Below are 22,543 nucleotides of genomic sequence, written 5' to 3'. Positions count from 1 at the left end.
GGCGCCCGCAGGGCCAGGATGCGAGGCATGACGGACCCGTCCCGTCCGCTGCCCGGCCGCCGCGCGCGGCTCCGGGCCGCGCTGCGCACCGTCGGCAGCGCGGCCCTGCTGCTCGCCGTCTACCTGTCCCGGTCCGCCGACCGCCCGACGGCGCTGACGCTCGCCCTGCTCTCCGCGGGCCTGGTGCTGCTGGTGCTGCTGCTCGGCTGGCAGGTGCGGTCGGTGGTGCGGTCGCCCTACCCGGTGCTGCGCGCGATCGAGGCCTTCGTCACCGCGACCGTCCTGTTCGTCGTGCTGTTCGCGACGGTCTACTCGGCGCTGTCCGGGGCGGACCCCGGGGCGTTCACGCAGGACCTCTCGCAGGTGGACGCGCTGTACTTCACCGTGACCGTGCTGGCCACGGTGGGCTTCGGCGACATCGCGCCGGTGAGCACCGTCGCCCGGCTGGTCGTCACGCTGCAGATGGTCTGCGGGTTCGCGTTCGCGGCCCTGGTCGGGCGGGAGTTCCTCGCGGCGATCCGGCGGGCGCAGGACGGGGGTGCGCAGGACGGGGGCGCGCAGGAGCAGGGCGGCGACCCCCCGGACGCCGCCCCGCCCGTCTCGCGACCCTGACCGGCTCGCGCGTCAGGGCGCCGTGGCGCGGTGCACGCCGGTCCCGTTCCCGTCCACGGGCACGCCGTCCGTCCGCGTCTGCCCGAGGGCGTGGGCCTTCAGCGTGGCGAACTCCTCCGCCGTGATCGCCCCGGAGTCGAGCAGCTGCTTCGCCTGCGCGATCTGCGCCCCCGGCGACGACCCGGCCACGTCCCGGATGTACGCGTCGCTCTGCTCGCGCGCTGTGCTCACCGCGCGGACGTTGCGCTCCGCCATCCCCTTGCCCCGCGCGATCAGGTAGACCAGCGCGGTCAGGAACGGCAGCACCAGCAGCGCCACCAGCCAGACGGCCTTCCACCACCCGCTGAGCTCCCGGTCCCGGAACAGGTCCGAGATGATCGAGAAGAGCGCGAACAGGTAGGCGACGAACACGAACGCCCACACGAACCACCAGATGATGTCCCAGAAGTCGGTCCAGAAGTCCATCTCCCGACCACGCTTTCCGCCTCCGCCGAGGTGCTCCCGCCGGCCGTCGTCGACACCCGCGTGCCCTCGTGACGCCTTCCACGCTAGGACGGCGGGTCGCGCCCGGGACCACCCGTCCGGGATGAGGCGGTGACCTGGGCGACAGCCGGAATGCGCCCGCCGCGAGGCCTGTTCGCACCGGTATGAAGGCAGTCGTGTACGAGACGTTCGGCGGGGCCGATCTGCTCCGCGTGGTCGACCGCCCGGAGCCGCACGTCGGCCCGGACTCGGTCGTGGTCCGGGTGGTCGCGGCCGCCCTGAACCCCGTGGACTACAAGATCCGCGAGGGGTACCTGCAGGGCCTGATCGACACGCACCTCCCGGCGGTGCCGGCGTGGGACGTGGCCGGGGTCGTCGTGAAGGCGGGCCTGGACACCCCCGAGCTGGCCGTCGGCGACGAGGTGCTCGCGTACGCCCGCAAGGACGTCGTGCAGGACGGCACGCTCGCGGAGTACGTCTCCGTGCCGGTGCGCACCGCCGCGAAGAAGCCCGCGGCCCTGTCGTTCGAGGAGGCGGCGGCCCTGCCGCTCGCCGGGCTGACGGCCTGGCAGAGCGTGCGGCGTTCCGGCCTCGGCGCCGGGTCGACCGTGCTGGTGCACGCGGCCGCCGGCGGGGTGGGCTCGATCGCCGTGCAGCTCGCGGTGCACGCCGGCGCCCGGGTGGTGGGCACGGCGTCGCCGGGCAACCACGAGTACCTGCGGTCCCTCGGCGCGGAGCCGGTCGCGTACGGCGACGGCCTGGTCGAGGCGGCGCGCGCCGCGGTGCCCGACGGCTTCGACGTGGTCCTGGACTACGTCGGCGGCCAGGCGATGGACACCGTCACCGACCTGCTGCGCCCCGGAGGCACCGTCGTGTCGATCACCGACGCCCGGGCGCGGGACGAGTTCGGCGGCCAGTACGTGTGGGTCCGCCCCGACACCGCCGACCTCACCGCGCTGGCCGACCTGGTCGCGCAGGGCGTCGTCAAGGTCGAGATCGCCGAGACGTTCGACCTGGACCACGCCGCCGACGCGTACCGCGCCCTGGAGACGGGGCACACCCGCGGGAAGATCGTCGTCCGCGTCTGACCCGGCGAGCCGGCCGCGCGCGTCAGACGGCGCGCGCGGCCAGCAGCTCCCGGGTGACGGCGTGCTGCGGCGCACCGAACACCGCGGGCACCGTCCCCTGCTCCACCACGTGGCCACCGCTCATCACCAGCACGCGGTCGCACACCCGCCGCACCACGCCGAGGTCGTGCGACACCAGCACCATCGCGACGCCGCTGGTCCGGCGGAGCTCGACCAGCAGGTCGAGGATCGCCGCCTGCACCTGCACGTCCAGGGCGGACACGGGCTCGTCGAGCAGCAGCACCCGGGGTCCGGACGCGAGCGCCCGGGCGATCGCCACCCGCTGCCGCTGACCGCCGGACAGCGTCCGGGGCCGGCGGTCGAGGACGTCGGCCGGCAGGTGCACCCGGGCCAGCAGCTCCGCGCAGGCGGCGTCCTGCTCGTCCCGCGGCGGGGGGCTCCCGGCGGTGCCGAGCGCCGCGCGGAGCACCGCCCGCACCGTCAGCCGCGGGTCGACCGAGCCCAGGGGGTCCTGCGGGACCAGCCGGATGCCGGCGCGCAGCCCGCGTCGGTCCTTCTCCGGCAGCGCCGACCAGGGCCGGCCGTCCAGCAGCACCTCCCCCGCGTCGGGGGTGTCGGCGGCGAGCAGCAGCCGCGCGAGGGTCGTCTTGCCCGAGCCGGACTCGCCGACCAGCCCGACGGCCTCGCCCGCGCGCACCTGCACGTCGACGCCGGCGACCGCCTCGACCCGTCCGCCGCCGGGCAGCGGGAACGCCCGTCGCAGGCCGCGTCCCTCGAGCACCGGCGCGCCCGGAGCCGGCACGTCGCCCGGGCCCGCACCCAGCCGCGCGGCCGCCACCAGCGACCGGGTGTACTCCTCGCGGGGCTCGTCCAGCACCGCGGCGGTCGGGCCCTCCTCGACGACCAGCCCGTCCCGCAGCACGACGACCCGGTCGGCGACGCGCGCGACCGCGCCGAGGTCGTGCGTCACCAGCACCACCGCGGTGCCGGCGTCGCGCAGTCCCGCCAGCAGGTCCAGCACCCGGGCCGCGACGGTGGCGTCGAGCGCGGTGGTCGGCTCGTCGGCGACGAGCAGCGGCGGGCGCGCCACCACGGCCGAGGCGATCAGCGCCCGCTGCCGCATGCCGCCGGACAGCTCGCCGGGCCGCTGCCGCGCGCGCACCGCGGGGTCCGGCAGCCCGGCGTCGTCCAGCGCGGCGAGGACCCGCTCGGCGCGCTCGGCCTGCGACGGGCGGGTGGTGCCGGGGCGGCGCACCGCGAGCGCCTCGCCCACCTCGGCGCCGACCGTGCGCAGCGGGTCGAGCGACCCGAGCGCGTCCTGCAGCACGAGGCCGACGTCCCGGCCGCGGGCCGCACGCCACTCGCGCGCGGAGAAGGTCAGCGCGTCCCGGCCCAGCAGCGCGAGCCGGTCGGCGCGCACGTCGGCGCGGCCGCCCTCCCCCGCCAGCCCGACGAGTGTGCGGGCCAGGACCGACTTGCCCGCGCCGGACCCGCCCACGACCGCGACGCACTCGCCGGCGGCGACCCGCAGGTCCACGCCGTGCAGCACCTCGGCACCGCCCGGGAACGCCACACGCAGCCCGGCGACGTCCAGCACGGGCCCGACCGTCCGCGTCATGCGGCCACCCTCCCGATCCGCCGGCCCAGCACCGTCAGCGACGCCGCCGTGACCGTGATGGCCAGTCCCGGGAACACCGTCAGCCACCAGGCCGTGTCGATGTACACCCGGCCGGCGTTGAGCATCGCACCCCACTCCGGCGACGGCGGCAGCGTGCCCAGGCCGAGGAAGCTCAGGGCGCACACCCAGACCACGGCCTGCCCGACACCCAGCGTCGCCACCGAGACGAGCGGCCACAGCGTGTTCGGCACGACGTGCCGGACCAGCACGGTGGCGGGGGCGTGCCCCTCCAGGCGGGCGGCCTCGACGTAGCCGCTGGTCGCCACCGACCGCACCCGGGCGCGCAGCATCCGCGCGTAGCCCGGCGCGGTCGCCGCGCCCACGGCCAGCACCGACGCCTCGACGCCCGCGCCGAGCACCGCCACCAGCAGCAGCGCGAGCACCAGGGTCGGCAGCGCGAACAGCACCTCGAGCACCCGGCCGATCGCGGCGTCCAGCCACCGCGGGCCGAGCCCGGCGGCGAACCCGAGCACCAGGCCCGCGCCCACGCCGATCGCCGTGGCGGCCGCGCCGATGCCCAGCGACGCCGCGGCCCCGTGCACGACGCGGGTGTACACGTCGCGCCCGGACTCGTCCGTGCCGAACCAGTGCCCGGGCTCCGGCGCGGTGAACGCAGCCCGGGCGTCGATGGCGTTCGGGTCCCCCGGCGCCAGCAGGTCCGGCCAGAGCACGGCGACGGCCATCCAGAGGACCGCGAGCGCGGCGAGCACGCCGGGCACGCCGAGGTCCTGCAGCAGCCGCGCAGGACGGGGCCGCGCGCGCGACGGGGCGGGTGCGGTCATCCGAGCACCGCCGGCTCCCCGGCCCGCGGCACGGGCGCGGCCACCGGGGAGGCGCCCCGCAGCCGCGGGTCGAGCAGGCGCTCCAGCACGTCCACCACGATCATCACGAGCACGTACGCCAGCGCCACGACCACCACGGCGCCGACGACCACGGGCACGTCCCGCTGCATCGTCGCGTCGAGCAGCAGCCGCCCCAGGCCCGGCCGCCCGAACAGCGTCTCGACGACGACCGCGCCGCTGAGCAGCGAGCCGAAGGCCCACCCCGACAGCGAGACCGCCGGCAGCACGCCGTGCCGCAGCGTGTGCCGCCAGAGGACCCGGACCGGCGACGCGCCGCGGGCCCGGGCGCTGGTCGCGAACGGTGCGGCCGCGGCCTCCTCCAGGGAGTCCCGCATGACCTGGCCGAGGAACCCGGCCACCGGCACCGCCAGGGTCACCGTCGGCAGCACCAGCCCGGCGAGGTCCGTCCCGCTGCTCGTCGCGGGGAACCAGCCGAGGCTAGAGGAGAACACCACGATCAGCACCGCCCCGAGCCAGAAGTGCGGCAGCACGGCGGCCACCACCTCGGCCCCGCGGAGCGCGGCGGCGCACGCCCGGCCCACCGGCCCGGAGGCGCGGACCGCCGCCGTGGCGACCGCGAGCGCCAGCACCCACGCCAGCGCGAGCGCCAGCACCGCGAGCAGCATCGTGCCGGGCAGCTGCTCGGCCAGCAGGTCGGCGACCGGCACCCGGCGCGCGTAGGAGTCGCCCAGGTCCAGCGTCGCCACCCGCCAGAGCTGCACCAGGTACTGCACCACCAGGGGCTGGTCGAGGCCGTACTCCGCCCGGGCCGCCGCGACCGCCTCCGGGCCCGCCTGCGAGCCCGGTCCGCCCAGGATCGCCTCGGTCGGGTCGCCCCCGGCCGCCCGGAGGGCGAAGAACACGACCGTCGCCACCACCCACGCGACGAGCACCGCGGAGCCGACGCGGGCCAGGACCCAGCGCAGCCAGGCCGGGACCGCTGCCGCCCGCGGCGTCACCCCAGGCGCGCGTCGAGGAACGTCGGCGTGGAGACCGTGTCCAGGGTGCGCATGCCCGTGACGCCGCGGGTCAGGAAGTGGTTCTGCTGGTCGTACAGCGGCAGGATGTAGTAGCCCTCGAGCACGATCTGCTGCGCCTGCTCGTAGAGGTCGGCGCGCTGCGCCTCGTCCGCGGTCGCCGAGGCCTGGTCCAGCAGGGCGTCCAGCTCGGGGTCGGTGACGCCGGCGTGGTTGGCGAAGTAGCCGCTGGGCGCGGGGACGGTGCCGTCGGAGTGGTAGAGGATCCGGAGCACGTCCGGGCCGACCTTCGTGTAGGGCGCCGACACCGCCCCGTACTCGTGGGCGCCCAGCGCGGCGTACCAGCCGGAGAGGTCCAGCGGTGTCAGCACGACGTCGAACCCGACCGCCTTGGTGTTCGCCTGGATCTGCTCGAACAGCGACTGCTCGGCGGCGACGGACTGGTTGGTGCTCACCGGGAACCGGACCGTGAGCCGCTGCCCGTCCTTGGTCCGGTACCCCTCGTCGTCGCGGGCGGTCCAGCCCGCCTCGTCCAGGAGCGCGTCCGCGGCGTCGACGTCCGTGGTGAACAGGTCCGCGTCGGAGTACGCGACCGGCTCGGCGCTGGACAGCGGCGACGCGGAGCGGGTCGTCGTCCCGGCGAACAGGGTCTCGATGCCGGGGTCCGGGTCGGCCGCGCGGACGAACGCCTCGCGCACCCGCTCGTCGTCGAACGGCGCCTGCGAGCTGTTCAGCTCGATCCGGTTGGACGACCCCGGCCGCGGGGCGTCGACGTGCGTGATGTCGCCGTCCTCCGCGGCGTCGGCCGCCGCGATGGCGTCGGGCTGCGGGTTGTCGATCACCTGCACCTCGCCGGAGCGCAGCGCCGCGTACCGGGTCGCCGCGTCGGGGATGAACCGCCAGACGATCTGCTCCAGGTGCGCGGGGCCGTCGTGCTCGGCCTGCGGGTCGCGGGACACGTAGTCGTCGTTCCGGACCAGCACGACCTGCTGCTGCGGGGTCCACTCGTCGACGACGAACGGGCCGGTGCCGATCGGCTCGGCGCAGTTGTCGTCCGTGCCGCGCTCGATGCCGGCCGGCGACTGCATCGCGGTCCACTGCTGGCTGAGCGACTCCAGCAGCGCGGAGTCCGGCGCCGTCAGGTGGAACCGCGCGTGGGTCGCGTCGACGGCCTCGACCGACGCCACCTTCTGCACGGCCAGGTAGCCGGTCGACGAGCCGGTGTCCGGGTCCTGGAGGTGCGCGATGTTGGCCGCGACGGCGGCCGCGTCGAACGGCGTGCCGTCCGTGAACGTCACGTCGTCGGCGAGGGTGAAGTCCCAGGTGAGGCCGTCGTCGCTCACGGTCCACTCCGTGGCCAGCCACGGGAGGATCGTGCCGTCGGCGTCGCGGCCGACCAGCGGCTCCAGGTACTGGGTGCTGATCAGCGCCTGCGGGTAGTTGCCGCCGACGTGCGGGTCGAGGCAGGTGGGCTCGGCGTCGCCCGTCGCGTAGACGAGCGTGCCGCCGTCGGTGGGCGTCGCGGTGTCGTCGCTGCTGCCGCCGGTGCACCCGGCGAGGACCAGGGCGACCCCCGCGAGGGCGGCCGGGACCGCCAGCAGGCGCGGGCGGGCGGGACGGAGGGCGTGGGGCACGGGTCCACCTTCGACGGTTCGCGGTCCGCGCGCGGTGCGTCCCGCGCTCGGCTGTTCCGGTTGTTGCACTGCGTCCAACAATAGGGGGCGTCGTCCATGCCCGAGGCGCCGACCGGTGTGATCCCCGTCCCAGCAGCGACCTAGCATGGGCGCGTGCCCGCCCCCTCGCCCCGCCGGTCGGGACGCCCGCACGCCTCGTCGCGGGCGATGCTCGAGGAGGCCGCGGGCGAGCTCTTCCTGGAGCGCGGGTACGCCGCGACGTCGGTCGCGGACATCACCCAGCGGGCCGGTGTCTCGAGGAGCACGTTCTTCAACTACTTCCCCGCGAAGTCGGACCTGCTGTGGGCGGCGTTCGACGAGCGGGCGGGCATCCTGCGGGCCGCGCTCGCCGCCGACCCCGCCGCACGCCGGCCCGCCGTCGGCGCCCCGACGGCCGGTGCCGTCGTCGCCGACGCCCTGCGCGACCTCGCCGCCGGCCTGCCCGCGGAGCACGTGGCGCTCGCGTTCACGCAGGCCGACACCATGGGGCTGGGCGACGACCTGCGCCTCGCGGCCGCCCGGCGGACCGCCGACCTCGGCGCGACCGTCGCCGGGTACGCGCGGGCCCGCGGGGTCGAGCCGCTGCACGCCCAGGTCGCCGGCGCGGCCTGGGCCGGCGCTCTCGTGGCGGCCGTCGAGGCCTGGGCGCACGCCGGCGCCGCCCGCACCCGCCTCCCGGACCTGCTGGACCGCGCGCTGGACCCGGTCCGCGCGGCCCTCCCCTGAACAACGCGTCCGCGTCCGTCGAGGGTGCAGAACCCTGCGGACATACCGGGACGAACCGCCGCAGCTTGTGCACCCTCGAGGGACCGACGGCGCGCGGCGGCCGCGGATGTCACAGCGCGAAGCGGTCGCAGCACGTCACCCGGAGTTCCTAGGATCAGGGCCATGAGCGACACCGGACTGCGGCAGGCCCAGGACAAGATGACGGCGGCCGGGGTGGCCCCCACCGCCATCGACGTGTTCACCCACTACTACCGCGAGCTCGAGGCAGGGGCGACCGGCCTCATCCCCGAGGGCACCATCGACCCGCTGCTCGACCCGCCGAAGCTGGCGGACCTGGACATCGACCCGGAGGCGGCGCGCCAGGCGTTCGCGAAGACCGCCGTCATCAAGCTCAACGGCGGCCTCGGCACCTCGATGGGCATGGACAAGGCGAAGTCCCTGCTCCAGGTGCGCGACGGCAAGTCGTTCCTCGACCTCATCGTCGAGCAGGTGCAGCACGCCCGCGCGGAGACCGGCGCCCGGCTCCCGCTGATCCTCATGAACTCGTTCCGCACCCAGGAGGACTCGCTCGCCGCGCTGGCGAAGCACGAGGGCCTCGCGGTCGACGGCCTGCCGCTCGACTTCCTGCAGAACCAGGAGCCGAAGCTCCGCACCGACGACCTCACCCCCGTCTCCTGGCCGGCCGACCCGACCCTCGAGTGGTGCCCCCCGGGCCACGGCGACCTCTACACGGCGCTGCTCGCGTCCGGCGTGCTGCAGCAGCTGCTCGACGCGGGCTTCCGGTACGCGTCGGTGTCGAACTCCGACAACCTCGGCGCCGCGCCGAACCCGACGATCGCCGGCTGGTTCGCCGCGTCGGGCGCCCCCTACGCCGCCGAGCTGTGCCGCCGCACCGCGGCCGACCGCAAGGGCGGGCACCTGGCCGTGCGGAAGTCCGACGGCCGCCTGATCCTGCGCGACACCGCGCAGACCCCGGCGGACGAGATGGACTACTTCACCGACGAGCACCGCCACCCGTACTTCCACACGAACAACCTGTGGTTCGACCTGCAGCAGATCGCCGCCGCGCTCGAGGCCCGGGGTGCGGTCCTCGGCCTGCCGCTGATCCGCAACGTCAAGACGGTCGACCCGACGGACTCCTCGTCCCCCGAGGTGTTCCAGATCGAGACCGCCATGGGCGCCGCCATCGAGGTGTTCGAGGGCGCGACGGCCATCGCCGTGGGCCGCGAGCGGTTCCTGCCGGTGAAGACCACGAACGACCTGCTGCTCATCCGGTCCGACGCCTACGACCTGGCCGAGGACTCGACGCTGCGCCTGGCCGTCGACAGCGCGCCGCTGGTCGACCTCGACACGAAGGTCTACAAGACCGTCGGGAAGTTCGAGGACCGGTTCGCCGCCGGTGCCCCGTCGCTGCGCGGGGCGACGTCGTTCACCGTGCACGGCGACTGGACGTTCGGCGAGGGGGTCGTCGCGACCGGCGCGGCCGTCGTCGAGGCCGAGGGCGCCCCGGGCGAGATCCCCGCGGGCACGACGATCGCGGGCTGACCCGCGCGCTGGCCTCCAGCGCAGGACCCGGGGTGGAAGGTCCGAGCAGACACGCCGTCGGCGTGCCGGGCCGGACCTTCCACCCCTGCTGCGTCTCTCAGGCCCGACGGCGGCGGACCAGCAGCACCACCAGGGAGCCGCCCAGCAGCAGCACCGCCGCGACCGCGCCGAGCGCCGCGGCGTCGGAGCCGGTGACGCCGAGGGCCGGGGCGGACGCGCCGGCTGCGGCCGTCGCGGCCGGTGTCGCCCCGGGCTGGGCGGGCACCGTGGGCTCCGTCGGCACCGCAGGCACCGTCGGGTCGACCGGCGCCGCGGCGACCCGGAACGTCACCGGGTCGGTCGCCACCGTGCCCGCCAGGTTGGACACCGCGAGGCGCACCATCAGCCCGTCGTCGGCGGCCGTCGGCGTGTAGACGAACGTGTGCCGCACCCTGCCCGAGGTCGGGACGGCCGCGAGCGCCAGCACCCGCCGGCCGACCTGCTGCGCGCCGGCCTGCTCGGGCTCCTGCGTCGTCCGGGCGGCCTCGGGCAGCGGCCCCCAGGTCGCGCCGCCGTCACGGGAGGCCTGCCACTCGGCGGTGCCGGCGTCGGCGTCGACCACCCAGGCGATCCGTGCCGGCGTGCCGGCCACGGCTGCGAGCGTGCCGTCGGCCGCCACGTCGTCCGGCTCGTCGACGACCACCGGCGGGGCGACGACCGTCAGCCCGGCGGCCTCGCTGGTGACGGTGACCGGGCCGGCGGCGAGGGTCGCGGACGCGACGGCGCGCACCCGGAGCCCGTCGTCGGCCGCGGTCGTCGTCAGCTCCAGGGTGGTCCCCGCGGCGCCGTCGACGGTGGTCCACCGCACGCCGTCGGGCGAGGTCTCCCAGGTCACCGCAGGGGCGGGGCGGCCCGTGGTGGTCACCGCGAACCGCGCGACGCCGCCCGCCGCCACGACGGCGTCGAGCGGGTCGCTCACCGTCGGCGCGCGCAGGACGGTCAGCGTCGCCACGTCGCTCGGCACGTCGGCGGCGACGGTGCTCGACGCCAGGGCGCGGTACTGCGTCCCGTCGGCACCCGCGTCCGCGTCGACCGCGAGCGTCCCGCCGGTGGCACCGGGGACGTCGGTCCAGCCGCCGTCCGGCTCGCGCACCTGCCAGCGCAGCGTCGGGGCCGGGGCACCGTCGGCCGCCGCGGTGAAGGTCGCGCGGGTGCCGGCGTCGGCGGTGGCGTCGACCGGCTGGACGGTGAACAGCGGCGCGGTCTGCACGGTCAGGATCGCCGCGGCGCTCGGCCGCACGCCGCCCGCACCGGAGGCGACGGCGCGCACCCGGAGACCGTCGTCGGCGGGTCCCGCGACGTGGTCGTACCCGGACCCGGTCGCGCCGGGCACGTCCGTCCACGTGCCGCCGTCCGTGCTGGTCTGCCACTGCACGGCGGGAGCCGGGAAGCCGGAGGCCGTGACGTCGAACCGCGCGGTGCTGCCCACGACGACGACGGCGTCGGCCGGGTCCGTCACCTCGGGGCCCCACTCCACCGTCAGCACGGCGGCCGCGGACGTCGCGGTGCCGGCGGCGCTGGTGGCCACCGCCCGGAACGTCGCGCCCTGGTCGGCACGGTCGGCGGTCACGACCAGCTGGTCCGCGGTCTCCCCCGGCAGGTCCGTCCAGCCGGCGGTCCCCGCCTCCGCCCGCTGCCACTGCAGCGTCGGGGCGGGCACGCCGGTGGCGGTGGCGGTGAAGGTGGCGGCGGCGCCCTCGGCCACGGTGGCGTCGGCCGGCTCCGTCGTCCAGGACGGGACCGTGCGGATCACGACGGTCGCCGGGTCGCTCGGCGCCTCGCCGGCGGCGCCGGTCAGCACGGCGCGGAGCTGCAGGCCGTCGTCACCGGCGTCGAGCACCCGCTCGTAGGCGGTGCCGGTCGCACCCGCGACGTCCGTCCAGGTGCCGTCGCGGCCGGACTGCCAGCGGACCGACGGCGTCGGGACGCCCGCCACCCCGACCTCGAACCGGGCCGTCGTCCCCGCGAGCGCCGCGACGTCGGCGGGCTGCGCGGTGATCTCCGGGCCCCACGTGACCGACAGGCCGGCGGGAGCGCTGCGCACCGTGCCGGCGGAGTTGGCCGCGACCAGCCGGTACCGCGCGCCGTCGGCCGCCCGCGCGGCCGTGACCGTCAGCGTCGCGTCCGTCGCGCCGGCCACCGCGGACCACGTCGCGGCTCCGGGCGCCGACCGCTCCCACTGCAGGGCCGGCGCGGGCGAGCCGGTCACCGTGGACGCGAACGTGGCGTCGGTGCCCTCGAGCACCGTCGCGCCGGCCGGGTCGGTGACGGTCGGGGCGACGGGCTGCGTCAGGGTCGTGCTCGCGTCGACCTGGTCGACCCACGCGCCGACGGTCAGGGTCGCCCCCGGGCCGCGCACGAACCGTGCCCGGGCGGTCCCGCCCGCGGAGAGCGCCCCGTCGGCGTCCGCCGGACCGGCCGCCGTCGTCGGGTCGAAGGTCCAGGCGACGAGGCGCCCCGCCAGCGCAGGCAGCAGCTCCGCCGGCGCGGCGGACCCGTCGGCCAGCACGACCTCGGCCGTGGCGGTCACCTGCTCGCCGGTCGCCGCCTGCGCGGGCGTGGCCGTGACGCCGAGGACGGCCCGCGGCTCCGTGGTGGTGACGCCGATCGCGCCGCAGGCCGTGTCGGCGGCGTCGGCCGCGCACCCCCACCAGCTCCGCGCCGCCTGGACCGGGCCCACCACCGACGCCGCACGGGACGGACCCGTCACGTCGTCGTCGTTCGAGGTCAGCACCGACGCGGTGACCGACCCCTGGGTGAGCCAGAGCGCGCCGCCGTCGCCCGCCCCGCCCGACCCGGACACGGTGCTGCCCTGCACGCGCGTCCCGGAGACCGCGGTCGACCCCGTGGCGAGCACCGCTCCGCCGCGTGCCGCCGCGACCGACCCCGACGTCACGTCGTTGTCGGTCAGCACCGACCCCTGCAGCGTCAGCGAGGCGCCCTCGACGTACAGGGCCCCGCCGCCGAGCACGCCGGAGCCCGCACCGCCGGTGACGGTGTTGCGCTCGAAGGTCGACCCGGTGACCAGCACCGCGTCCGCCTCTCCGACGCCGATCATGGCGACCGCCCCGCCCGGGGCGCCGTCGGCGGAGTTGTCGCGGAAGGCGCAGTCGTCGATGGTCAGCGTGCCGCCGGACATCTGCACGGCGCCGCCGGGTGCGGTCGCGTCGCCGGCGCCGGCGGCGTTCGCGCTGCCGGACACGACGCACCGGCGCAGCGTCAGGGCGTCGGGGCGCGCCGGGTCGCCGGACCCCGCGAGCACGGCACCGCCGCCGCCGACCACGGCCGCGTCCGCCGCGCTGGGCACGCCGTCGCGCAGCTCGACGCCGACGAGCGTCACGTCGACCCCGCCGACCAGGCCGGTGTCGAGGTCGAGGATCCGCCGGTTCGCGCCGTCGACGGTCCAGGTCCCCTCGGACGTCACCAGGAGCGTCGCGGCGGCCGCGGGCGCGTAGCCCAGCGGGCCCGCGGTCAGCGTCACGGAGGTGCCGTCGGGCACGGTCACGACGGCGCTCGTCTCGTCCGCCGCGAGGCACAGCGCCTCGCGCAGCGTGGTCCCCGCGACGCCGTCGGTGCAGGCGCCGGTGAGGGCGGCGTCGGCCGCGGACGTGACGGCGAACGGCACCGGGTCCGCCGCGAGCGCGGCCGGTGCGGCGAGGGGCGACCCGGCCGCCGCGACGGTGCCGGCGGAGGCCACGACGGCGAGCAGCGCCAGCGTCGCGAGGGCGCGCCGCAGCGCGGGTCGAGGGGGGAGCACCCGCCGAAGACTAGGTGTTTCACCCGGCTGGCGGACCCGTCATCCGGGTGAATCCTCGTAGGCTCACCCCCGCTCACCATCCCCGCAAGGTCCTGGAGTCCTGCGTGCCCACCCGTCGCACCGTGCTAGTGGCCGGTACCGCCGCCCTCGGCGTCGCGGCGGTCGGCGGCGTCTCCGTGGCCCTGCGCCGCCCGACGCTCCCCCTGACCGCCGAGGCGCTGCGCCCCCTGGTCGGCAGCCGGTTCGACGTCGAGGGCCGCACCGTGACGCTCGCCGGGGTCGGCCCCGCGGCCGGTGCCGCGCGGGAGGCCGACGGGTTCCGCCTGACGTTCACCGCCGCGGGGCCGCTGGACCTGCCCGGCGGCACCCGCACCTTCGTGCACGACACGGGTGACCTGCTGCTGCACACGGAGCCGGTCGGGGCGGCGGGCACGACCGTCGAGGCCGTCGTGCTCCGCTCGGCCTGACCGCCCCCGGCCCGACCGCCGCCCGACCGCCGTTCCGACCGCCGTTCCGACCAGGAGACCTGCATGGAGCCGTTCCTCGGCGAGATCCGGATGTTCGCCATCGGGTTCGTCCCGGCCAACTGGCTGGCCTGCGACGGCTCGCTCCTGCCGATCAACCAGAACGCGCCCCTCTACTCGCTGCTCGGTGTCACCTACGGCGGCGACGGCCGCTCGACCTTCGCGCTGCCCGACCTGCGCGGTCGGTTCGTGGTGCACCCGGACCCGGCGGTCGGGCGCCTGCCGGGTCACGTCGGCGGGTCCGAGACGGTGACGCTGCTCCCGTCCCAGCTCCCGGCGCACGGCCACAGCCTCTCCGCGGCGGCCGCGGCGGCGACGGCGACCTCCCCGTCGGGCGGCACCTGGGCCGCGTCGACCGGTCCGGCGTTCGTCCCGGCGACCACCGCACCGCCGTCGCAGCCGATGTCGCCGCTGGCCGTCACCCCGGCCGGCGGCTTTCAGCCGCACGAGAACCGGCCGCCGTTCACGGTGCTGCGCTTCGCCATCTGCACCTCCGGCACCTACCCGACCCGCTCCTGACAGGACTGACGTGGACGCCTACCTCGCCGAGATCCGCCTGCTCCCCTACACCTACGTGCCCCTGGGCTGGCTGGCCTGCGACGGACAGCTGCTGCGGATCGTCGACCACCCGACGCTGTTCCAGGTGATCGGGACGACGTACGGCGGCGACGGGACCGAGACGTTCGCGCTGCCGGACCTGCGGGGCCGGTCCGCCGTGCACCCCGGCGCCGGGATCCCGCACGCGTCGAGCGGCGGGTCGGCCACGCACACGCTCACGACCGCCGAGCTGCCGTCGCACACGCACCAGGTCCGGGCGTCGAGCGCGCCTGCCGACGCCGCCGAGCCGGGCGGCGCGGCGTTCGCCACCACCGACCGGCCGCACTACGGGGCGGCGAACCAGGTCGCGCTGCCCGACGGCGTGCTCGCCCCGGCGGGAGGAGGCGACCAGCCGCACGACAACATGCCGCCGCACCTCGTGCTCACCTACGCCATCTGCGTGGACGGGATGTACCCCTCGGGCACCCCAGAGTACCCGCCGTTCGTCGGCGAGGTCCGGATGTTCGCCGGCAGGTTCGCCCCCGAGGGCTGGGCCGTCTGCGACGGGCAGACGCTGCCGATCCAGCAGAACACCACCCTGTACTCGCTGCTGGGGAACACGTACGGCGGCGACGGGATGAGCTCGTTCGCGGTGCCGGACCTGCGCGGCGCCTCGCCCGTGCACACCGGCCGGAGCGTCACCGGCCAGACCTACGCGCCGGGCCAGCGAGGCGGCGCCGCGGAGGTCACCCTGACCCAGGCGCAGATCCCCCAGCACGGCCACACGCTCCGCGCTGCCCCGGCAGGGACCCGCGGCACGACCGGGAACCCCTCGGGTGCGAGCTTCGCCGTCGCGCAGCAGGGCCGCGCCCGCGAGCTCCTCTACCGCGCGGACGGCGTCGCCGACGTGACGATGAACGCGGCCGTCGGGCCGGCCGGCGGCGGGCAGCCCCACCCGAACCGGTCGCCGTACCTGGCGATCACGATGATCATCGCGCTCGAGGGCATCTACCCGACGCGCCCCTGACCGCGCCGGCACCGGCCCACGGGCGTCGCGACCGGCGTGATTGACATCCCGACCGTGCGGTCGTAATTTCTCCACTACCTACCGAGCGGTAGGTAGTGGTGGCGCCGACGCCGGTGCCACGACGTCTCAACGTGGAGCCGTCCGACTCCCATGACGCCGAAGAAGGTACGCATGGACGCGCAGGCCACCGTCGCCACCGACAGCCCTGTCCCGGTGCGCGACGACATCGCCCCCGACACGGGCGCCCCGTTCACCCGGGCCCGCACCCTGCGCTTCGGTGCCGGGTTCTTCGTCTACGGGCTGCTGTGGATCGTCGGGCTGCAGATCGTCGCCGCCGTCCTCCTGCCCCAGCGTCTGCGGGACATCGGCGTCGAGTCCCCCGAGACCCTCCTGGGCTCGATCAGCGCGATCACCGCGATCGTCTCGCTGGTGTCGAACCTGGTGTTCGGGAACCTGTCCGACCGCACCCGCGGCCGGTTCGGGCGCCGCACCCCGTGGATCCTCGCCGGCGGCATCATCGGCGGCGTCTCGCTGTTCGCGATCGGCGTCCTCACCAGCCCGGCCCTGATCACGCTGTCCTACTGCGTCAGCATGGTCGGCCTCAACATGATGCTGGCGCCGGCCGTCGCCGTCCTCGCCGACCGCGTCCCCGGCAAGGTCCGCGGCACGATGTCCGCCTTCTACGGCGGTGGCCTGGCCGGTGGCGCCCCGATCGGTTCGCTGGTCGGCGCCGCGTTCATCACCAACTCGCTGCCGGGCTTCGTCCTCGGCGGGGCGCTGATGGGTGTCTCCGCGATCATCGCGCTGGTCGTCTGGCCGCGGGAGCGGTCCGCCGTCGACCTGCCGCCGGCCGCCGCCGGGTTCGGCGAGCTGCTGAAGTCGTTCCGCCCGCCGCGCAAGGCCCCGGACTTCTACCGGGCGTTCGCCGGACGGCTCTTCATGCTGGTGGCGTACCAGATGATCATGGCGTACCAGCTGTACATCGTGCAGGACCACGTCGGGCAGTCCACGGCCGACTCCGCCCGGACCATCGCGACGATGTCGGTCATCATCCTGGTCGTCTCGCTCATCGGCTCCGTCGCGTCCGGCCCGATCTCGGACCTGATCGGCCGCCGCAAGCTGCCCGTCGTCGTGTCGAGCGTCCTGTTCGCCGTCGGCATCGCGATGCCGTGGATCTCCCCGACCCCGACCGGCATGTTCCTGTTCGCCGGCATCGCGGGCTTCGGCTACGGCGTCTACACCTCCGTGGACCAGGCGCTGAACGTCGACGTGCTGCCCAGCGAGGAGGAGGCCGGCAAGGACCTCGGCATCCTCAACCTGTCGACCACCGCCGGGCAGACCGTCGGCCCGCTGATCACGTCCGCGCTGGTCGTCGCCACCGGCGGCTACGGGCTCGTGTTCCCGTTCGCGATCGTGGCCGCGCTGCTCGGCGCGTTCTTCATCACGCGGATCCGGTCCGTCCGCTGAGCCCGACCCCACGACGAGGAGCACGCGCAGTGACCACCACATGGACCGTGTCCACGGCCGAGCAGCAGTGGGCCGACGGCGGCGCACCGGGCGCCGGAGCGACCGGGGACAAGGGCCTGACCCTGACCGGTGAGCGGGGCCAGACCCTGCGCGGGTTCGGCGGCACGTTCAACGAGCTCGGCGCCCGTGCGATCCGGGCCCTGCCCGAGGCCGACCAGGAGACGATCTACCGGGAGCTGTTCAGCCCCGACGAGCTGAACTTCCGCGTCAACCGGTCGGCCGTCGGCGCGAACGACTTCGCGACCTCCTGGTACTCCTACGACGAGACGCCCGGCGACTACGCGCTCGAGCACTTCTCCGTCGACCGGGACGAGGAGCTGGTCATCCCGTTCATCCGCCAGGCGCAGCGGTACCAGGACGACATGGTCCTGCACTGCTCCCCGTGGAGCCCGCCGACCTGGATGAAGAACCCGCCGGCGTACAACGCCGGCACCCTGGTGATGACCCGGGAGAACCTCGACGCGTACGCGCAGTACTTCGTGAAGTTCGTCCGGGCGTACGCCGACCGGGGCATCACGGTCAGCCAGGTCCACGTGCAGAACGAGGTGTTCGCCGACCAGAAGTTCCCGTCGTGCGTGTGGACGTCGGAGCAGCTGCGCGTGTTCATCCGCGACCACCTCGGCCCCGCGTTCGAGTCCGCCGGCCTGACGACGTCGATCTTCCTCGGCACGCTCAACGGCCCGGAGGACATGACGTTCACCGCCACCGGCCAGGCGCTGACCAACTACGCGCGGTTCGTCGACGGCATCCTGTTCGACGACGAGGCGCGCCGGCACATCGCGGGCATCGGCTACCAGTGGGCCGGGCAGCACGCGATCGCCCGCACCCGGCAGTCCTGGCCCGAGCTCGAGATCATGCAGACCGAGTCCGAGTGCGGGTTCGGCGACAACGACTGGGACGAGGCCGAGTACGTCTTCCACCTGGTCCGGCACTACCTGCAGCACGGCGCCACCGGGTACACCTACTGGAACATGGCCCTCGAGCCCGGCGGCCTCAGCACCTGGGGCTGGCCGCAGAACTCGTTGTTCACGATCGACACCGCCGCGGGGACCTACACCCGCAACTTCGAGTACTACGTGCTGAAGCACTACTCGTCGGCGGTCCGGCCGGGTGCCGTGCCGCTCGGGGTCACCGGCCGGTTCTCGGCGCAGGGCTCGGCGTACGCCAATCCGGACGGCTCCGTCGCGGTCGTCGTCCAGAACGCGCTCGACCGCACGGAGCGGTTCGCCTTCGAGGACCCGTCGACCCCGTCCCGCTCGTTCACGGCCGACCTGCCCCCGCGCAGCCTGAACACCTTCACCATCCCCGCCTGACGCCACGCGGGCCCACCGAGTGGAGAGTCCTGCCGGACACGCCGCGGCGTGTCGGGCAGGACTTTCCACTTCGTGCGTGCGGCCGGCCTGCGGGACGGGGGTCGGGCTCGCGGGGGGGTGCAGCACGACGGTCGAGGTTGTCCGTCGTCGTCAGCGCTGGACGTCCTGCCCCGCGTAGTCGATCGAGCGGACGTCGACCACGCCCTCGCGCGCGTACGGTCCCGCCACCCGCCCGGTGAACGACTCGGTGAAGTCGGAGGACAGGAACGCCCCGTCGACGCCGCCGATCTCGACCCACGCGCCGCCGTCCTCGACCTCGCCGGTGAGCCGGTCGCAGGAGGCGCCGAACGTCGCCTGCCCGACGGGCGGCGGGTCCGCCACGATCCGGAGCCTGACCTCGGCACCGGCGTCGGTGCGCGGGCGGGCCCAGGACTGCTGCAGGCCGCGGGCGGTCATCGTCATCGTCACCAGGTCCGGGGTGGCCTCGACGTCGAGGTGCGAGTGCTCGTCGTACCGCAGGGAGAGGCCGCCGACGCCGGCCGACACGTCCAGCGTCACGGTGATCACGGCGGCCTCGGAGCACTGCCGGATGCCCAGGAACACCGGGTGCGCGTCCTCCATGCCGACGCCGCGGCCGGTGAGGCGCGCCCAGCCGGGCCGGGCGGTGAGGTCGGCGACGTCGCGCGGGAACGCCCGGACGCCGACGACCTCGCCGTCGAACCCGTCCAGCGACGCGGGCGCGTCCGTCGGGAAGGTGACGGAGCGCTCGACGGGCGCGTGCCGGTCGTCCAGGAGCACGGGCTCGGCGTGCGGCCAGCCGTCCTGCCACGTGACGGGCACGACGAACGTCTCGCGGCCCATCGGCGCGAACGCCCGGGTCATCGACCTCGGCCGGGTGCCGAGCAGCACCATCGCCCAGCTGCCGTCGGCCAGCTCGACCAGGTCGCCGTGGCCGGAGTTCTGGACCGGCCGGTCGGAGCCGCGGGCCGTGACCAGCGGGTTGTGCGGGGCGCCCTCGAAGGGACCCTCCGGCGAGGTGCCGCGGGCGATGGTGACGGCGTGCCCGCGCTCGGTGCCGCCCTCGGCGATCATCAGGTACCAGTACTCCCCCACCTGGTAGAGGTGCGGGGCCTCGGGGAACATGCCGCCGGTACCGGACCACAGCGAGATCGGGTCACTGAGCGCCGCGCCGGTCTCCGGGTCGAGGCGGACCTGCGTGATCCCGAGGTGCTTCATGGTGCCGTCGTCCTCGATGCCGAGCCCGGACATCGTGACGTAGCAGGTGCCGTCGGCGTCCCAGGCGATGTCGGGGTCGATGCCGAACACGTCCATCACGACGCCGTCGGACCACGGGCCGGCCGGGTCGTCGGCGGTGAACAGGACGTTGCCGCGGCCGGTGCCCATCATGTCGGGCACCACCAGCCAGAACCGGCCGTCGTGGTGCCGGATGGTCGGCGCCCAGGTGCCCCCGCCGGTCGGGACACCGGTGGTGCCGAGCTGGCCGTCGCGCACGGCCACGTGCCCGATCAGCTCGACGTGCTCCAGGTCGGTCGACCGGAACACCGGGATGCCGGGCAGGTACTCGAAGGTCGAGGTCGCGAGGTAGTACGTGTCGCCGACCCGGCAGACGCTGGGGTCGGGGTGGAAGCCGGGGATGAGGGGGTTGCGCACGGGGCGTCTCCTGACGTGCCGGAGGGACGGGTCGTCGCCGCGGGCCGCCAGCGCTGGAGGCCGGTCCCCGTCGACGGCTCCTAACTTACCAAACGGTAGGTATTGCCGCGGTCGCCGCGGCCACCTCCCGGACACCTTCCTCGGTCAGACTGCCACGAGGGGCCGGCGGTCGGCCCGGACGGGAGGTCACGCGTGAGCGGCTCGGCCGGCCTCGCGCGCCGCCTCGGCACCGGCGACGCCGTCCTGATCGGCCTCGGGTCGATGGTCGGCGCCGGGGTGTTCGCGGCGTTCGCCCCCGCGGCGCAGGCGGCGGGGTCCGCGCTGCTGGCCGGGCTGGCCGTCGCGGCGGTGGTCGCCTACGCGAACGCCACGTCGTCCGCCCAGCTCGCGGCGCAGTACCCCACGTCGGGCGGCACCTACGTGTACGGCCGCGAGCGCCTGGGGCCGTGGTGGGGGTTCGTCGCGGGCTGGTCGTTCGTCGTCGGCAAGACCGCGAGCTGCGCGGCGATGGCGCTCACGTTCGCCGCGTACGCGGTGCCGCCGGCGTGGCAGCGGCCCGCCGCGGTGGGCGCCGTCGTCCTGCTGACGGGCGTGAACCTGCGCGGCATCACCCGGACCGCCCGGCTGACGCGGGTGATCGTGGCGGTCGCGCTCGCCGCCCTGGTGACGGCGGTGGCGGCCGGGCTGCTCGGGGGCGACCCGTCGTGGGCGCGGGTGGACCTGGCGGGGTCTGCGACGTGGTCCGGGGTCCTGGGGTCGGCGGGGCTGCTGTTCTTCGCGTTCGCCGGGTACGCCCGGATCACGACGCTCGGCGAGGAGGTCCGGGACCCCGCGCGGACCATCCCGCGCGCGGTGCAGCTGGCGCTCGGCCTGGCGCTGCTGGTCTACGCCGGCGTCGCGGTGGCGCTGCTGACGGTGCTGGGGCCGGACGGCACGGCCGCGAGCGCCGCGCCGGTCGCGGCGATGGCCGAGGCGACCGGCTGGTCCTGGGCGGTGCCGGTGGTGCGGGTCGGGGCGGTGGCGGCGTCGCTCGGGGCGCTGCTCGCCCTGGTGGCGGGCGTGAGCCGGACGGCGCTGGCCATGGCCCGGGGCGGCGACCTGCCGCGCGCGCTGGCGGCCGTGCACCCGCGCCACCGGGTGCCGCACCGCGCGGAGCTGGCCGTCGGCGCGGTCGTCGTGGTGCTGGTGCTGGCGGTCGACCTGCGGGGGTTGATCGGCTTCTCGTCGTTCGGCGTGCTGCTGTACTACCTGGTCGCGAACCTGGCGGCGCTCACCCAGGCCGGGGCGCACCGGCGGTTCCCGCGCGCGCTGCAGGTGCTCGGCGTGGCCGGCTGCGCGGTGCTCGCGGTGACGCTCCCGCTCGCGGCCGTGGCCGGCGGGGTCGTGGTGCTGGCGGCCGGGGTGGGGGCGCGGCTGCTGCGGCTCCGGGCCGCCGGTGCCGGACGCCGCGGGTAGCGTGCGGGACGTCCCGGCTTCGAGGAGGAGCACGCCGGTACCCGCTGCCCGGCCGGTGAGGCGGGGCAGCGGTCGTCAGGCCAGCGGCGCCGGCTCGCGCGGCGCCATGCCCGCGGCGCGGTAGGCGTCGTCGACCAGGCGCATCGCCGCGACGGCCTGCGTCGTCCCGGACACCGGATCGCCGCCGTGCAGCACCGCGTCCGCGAACGACCGCAGCATCCACACGTACGACCCCGTCGGGTCGACCGGCTCCTCGGTGCTCGCGCCGTCGCGCTCGACGACGATGCGGCCGCCGTTCTGCGGCGCGTACGGTGCGTGCACCGTGATCGTCCCGGCGGTGCCGGTGATCCGCGCCCACGCCCGCTGGTCCTCGGTCTCGACCATGCTCGCGCGCAGCGTGCCGTCGACGCCGCCGGGCAGGTCCAGGTGCACGACGATCGACGCGTCGACGCCGTCGACCTCCACCGCCTCGGCGGAGCGCACGGTCGGCGCCCCGAGCACGTGGGTGAGGAACCGCAGCGGGTACACGCCCAGGTCCATCAGGGCGCCGCCGCCCATCGACTCCTGCCAGCGGATGTCCGACCGGTCGGCGATCTCGACGCAGAAGTCGGCCTCGGCGCTGACGACGTCGCCGATCGCGCCCTCGGCGAGCAGCTCGCGCAGCCGCGCCCACGACGGGTGGTGCTGGGAGTGGAACGCCTCCATCACGACCAGGCCGGAGCCGGCCGCGGCGGCGGCGACGTCCTCGGCCTCCGCCGCGTTCGCCGTGAACGGCTTCTCGCACAGGACGTGCTTGCCGGCGGCGATCGCGCGGAGCACCCAGACGCCGTGCAGGGCGGCGGGCGTCGGCACGTACACGGCGTCGACGTCGGGGTCCGCGAGCAGCGCGTCGTAGTCGTCGAGCACGCGCGGGATGCCGTCCCGCTCCGCCATCTCCTCCGCCCGGGACCGGTCGCGGGCGGCGATCGCGGTCACCTCGACCTCCGGGACGGAGGCGGCGGGATCGACCACCGCGTTCTTGAGGATGCGGGCAGCACCCAGGACTCCGAGACGCACCGTCGACATGGTC

General features: G+C 75.7%; 18 protein-coding genes. 10 read left to right on the top strand and 8 right to left on the bottom strand.

Going from position 1 to position 22,543, the window contains the following annotated elements; all coding sequences use genetic code 11:
- Nucleotides 1-27 precede the first annotated feature (27 nt).
- Nucleotides 28-612, top strand: a complete 585-nt coding sequence (locus tag ACWPWW_RS12165; RefSeq protein WP_454050637.1) for a potassium channel family protein — start codon at nucleotides 28-30, stop codon at nucleotides 610-612.
- Between the two features lie 12 nt (nucleotides 613-624).
- On the opposite strand, the gene ACWPWW_RS12160 is transcribed toward ACWPWW_RS12165, so the two are convergent.
- Complete coding sequence (locus ACWPWW_RS12160; RefSeq protein ID WP_454050636.1) at nucleotides 625-1,077, bottom strand: SHOCT domain-containing protein; 453 nt, start codon at nucleotides 1,075-1,077, stop codon at nucleotides 625-627.
- Between the two features lie 182 nt (nucleotides 1,078-1,259).
- Here ACWPWW_RS12160 and ACWPWW_RS12155 point away from each other — a divergent pair, with 182 nt between their 5' ends.
- On the top strand, nucleotides 1,260-2,183 hold the full coding sequence (locus ACWPWW_RS12155) for an NADP-dependent oxidoreductase (protein ID WP_454050635.1): 924 nt from the start codon (nucleotides 1,260-1,262) through the stop codon (nucleotides 2,181-2,183).
- A 22-nt stretch (nucleotides 2,184-2,205) separates the two neighbouring features.
- On the opposite strand, the gene ACWPWW_RS12150 is transcribed toward ACWPWW_RS12155, so the two are convergent.
- The 4 genes from ACWPWW_RS12150 to ACWPWW_RS12135 are packed head-to-tail and all read right to left on the bottom strand — an operon-like array spanning nucleotide 2,206 to nucleotide 7,314.
- Nucleotides 2,206-3,801, bottom strand: coding sequence for an ATP-binding cassette domain-containing protein (locus tag ACWPWW_RS12150; protein WP_454050634.1), 1,596 nt, complete (start codon nucleotides 3,799-3,801; stop codon nucleotides 2,206-2,208).
- Nucleotides 3,798-4,643: an ABC transporter permease gene (locus ACWPWW_RS12145; RefSeq protein WP_454050633.1), complete on the bottom strand. Its 846-nt coding sequence runs from the start codon at nucleotides 4,641-4,643 to the stop codon at nucleotides 3,798-3,800. The genes ACWPWW_RS12150 and ACWPWW_RS12145 overlap by 4 nt, the downstream gene beginning before the upstream one ends.
- The gene (locus ACWPWW_RS12140) at nucleotides 4,640-5,662 is read right to left on the bottom strand and encodes an ABC transporter permease (RefSeq protein WP_454050632.1); all 1,023 of its coding nucleotides are present in this window, start codon (nucleotides 5,660-5,662) and stop codon (nucleotides 4,640-4,642) included. Before ACWPWW_RS12140 ends, ACWPWW_RS12145 begins: the two co-directional genes overlap by 4 nt.
- The gene (locus ACWPWW_RS12135; protein ID WP_454050631.1) at nucleotides 5,659-7,314 is read right to left on the bottom strand and encodes an ABC transporter substrate-binding protein; all 1,656 of its coding nucleotides are present in this window, start codon (nucleotides 7,312-7,314) and stop codon (nucleotides 5,659-5,661) included. The genes ACWPWW_RS12140 and ACWPWW_RS12135 overlap by 4 nt, the downstream gene beginning before the upstream one ends.
- 153 nt (nucleotides 7,315-7,467) lie before the next feature.
- Here ACWPWW_RS12135 and ACWPWW_RS12130 point away from each other — a divergent pair, with 153 nt between their 5' ends.
- Nucleotides 7,468-8,079, top strand: coding sequence for a TetR family transcriptional regulator (locus tag ACWPWW_RS12130; RefSeq protein WP_454050630.1), 612 nt, complete (start codon nucleotides 7,468-7,470; stop codon nucleotides 8,077-8,079).
- Between the two features lie 162 nt (nucleotides 8,080-8,241).
- Nucleotides 8,242-9,624: a UTP--glucose-1-phosphate uridylyltransferase gene (locus tag ACWPWW_RS12125; RefSeq protein ID WP_454050629.1), complete on the top strand. Its 1,383-nt coding sequence runs from the start codon at nucleotides 8,242-8,244 to the stop codon at nucleotides 9,622-9,624.
- Nucleotides 9,625-9,721: 97 nt separating this feature from the next.
- On the opposite strand, the gene ACWPWW_RS12120 is transcribed toward ACWPWW_RS12125, so the two are convergent.
- On the bottom strand, nucleotides 9,722-13,420 hold the full coding sequence (locus tag ACWPWW_RS12120; protein WP_454050628.1) for a hypothetical protein: 3,699 nt from the start codon (nucleotides 13,418-13,420) through the stop codon (nucleotides 9,722-9,724).
- A 104-nt stretch (nucleotides 13,421-13,524) separates the two neighbouring features.
- Between ACWPWW_RS12120 and ACWPWW_RS12115 the strand changes: the two genes are divergently transcribed.
- The 5 genes from ACWPWW_RS12115 (at nucleotide 13,525) to ACWPWW_RS12095 (ending at nucleotide 18,348) form a co-directional block, all read left to right on the top strand.
- Nucleotides 13,525-13,887, top strand: a complete 363-nt coding sequence (locus ACWPWW_RS12115) for a DUF6916 family protein (protein ID WP_454050627.1) — start codon at nucleotides 13,525-13,527, stop codon at nucleotides 13,885-13,887.
- Nucleotides 13,888-13,950: 63 nt separating this feature from the next.
- Nucleotides 13,951-14,463 (top strand): phage tail protein, encoded by a 513-nt coding sequence (locus ACWPWW_RS12110; protein ID WP_454050626.1) that lies wholly within the window; start codon nucleotides 13,951-13,953, stop codon nucleotides 14,461-14,463.
- A gap of 10 nt (nucleotides 14,464-14,473) precedes the next feature.
- Nucleotides 14,474-15,508 carry a phage tail protein gene (locus tag ACWPWW_RS12105; protein WP_454050625.1) on the top strand — a complete coding sequence of 345 codons (1,035 nt, stop codon included), beginning with the start codon at nucleotides 14,474-14,476 and terminating at the stop codon, nucleotides 15,506-15,508.
- Nucleotides 15,509-15,679: 171 nt separating this feature from the next.
- Nucleotides 15,680-16,975: an MFS transporter gene (locus ACWPWW_RS12100; protein ID WP_454050624.1), complete on the top strand. Its 1,296-nt coding sequence runs from the start codon at nucleotides 15,680-15,682 to the stop codon at nucleotides 16,973-16,975.
- 29 nt (nucleotides 16,976-17,004) lie between these two features.
- On the top strand, nucleotides 17,005-18,348 hold the full coding sequence (locus ACWPWW_RS12095; protein ID WP_454050623.1) for a glycoside hydrolase family 30 protein: 1,344 nt from the start codon (nucleotides 17,005-17,007) through the stop codon (nucleotides 18,346-18,348).
- Nucleotides 18,349-18,498: 150 nt separating this feature from the next.
- Here the strand turns inward: ACWPWW_RS12095 and ACWPWW_RS12090 are convergent, their stop codons facing one another.
- Nucleotides 18,499-20,019: a family 43 glycosylhydrolase gene (locus ACWPWW_RS12090; protein WP_454050622.1), complete on the bottom strand. Its 1,521-nt coding sequence runs from the start codon at nucleotides 20,017-20,019 to the stop codon at nucleotides 18,499-18,501.
- Between the two features lie 192 nt (nucleotides 20,020-20,211).
- On the opposite strand from ACWPWW_RS12090, the gene ACWPWW_RS12085 reads away from it, so the two are divergent.
- Nucleotides 20,212-21,474, top strand: a complete 1,263-nt coding sequence (locus tag ACWPWW_RS12085) for an APC family permease (protein ID WP_454050621.1) — start codon at nucleotides 20,212-20,214, stop codon at nucleotides 21,472-21,474.
- A gap of 75 nt (nucleotides 21,475-21,549) precedes the next feature.
- On the opposite strand, the gene ACWPWW_RS12080 is transcribed toward ACWPWW_RS12085, so the two are convergent.
- The gene (locus ACWPWW_RS12080; protein ID WP_454050620.1) at nucleotides 21,550-22,539 is read right to left on the bottom strand and encodes a Gfo/Idh/MocA family protein; all 990 of its coding nucleotides are present in this window, start codon (nucleotides 22,537-22,539) and stop codon (nucleotides 21,550-21,552) included.
- Nucleotides 22,540-22,543: the final 4 nt, after the last annotated feature.

This window comes from Cellulomonas sp. Marseille-Q8402 (assembly GCF_965119525.1).
The sequence above is the reverse complement of the archived record's forward strand: the minus strand, read 5'-3'. Positions and strand labels throughout refer to the sequence as shown.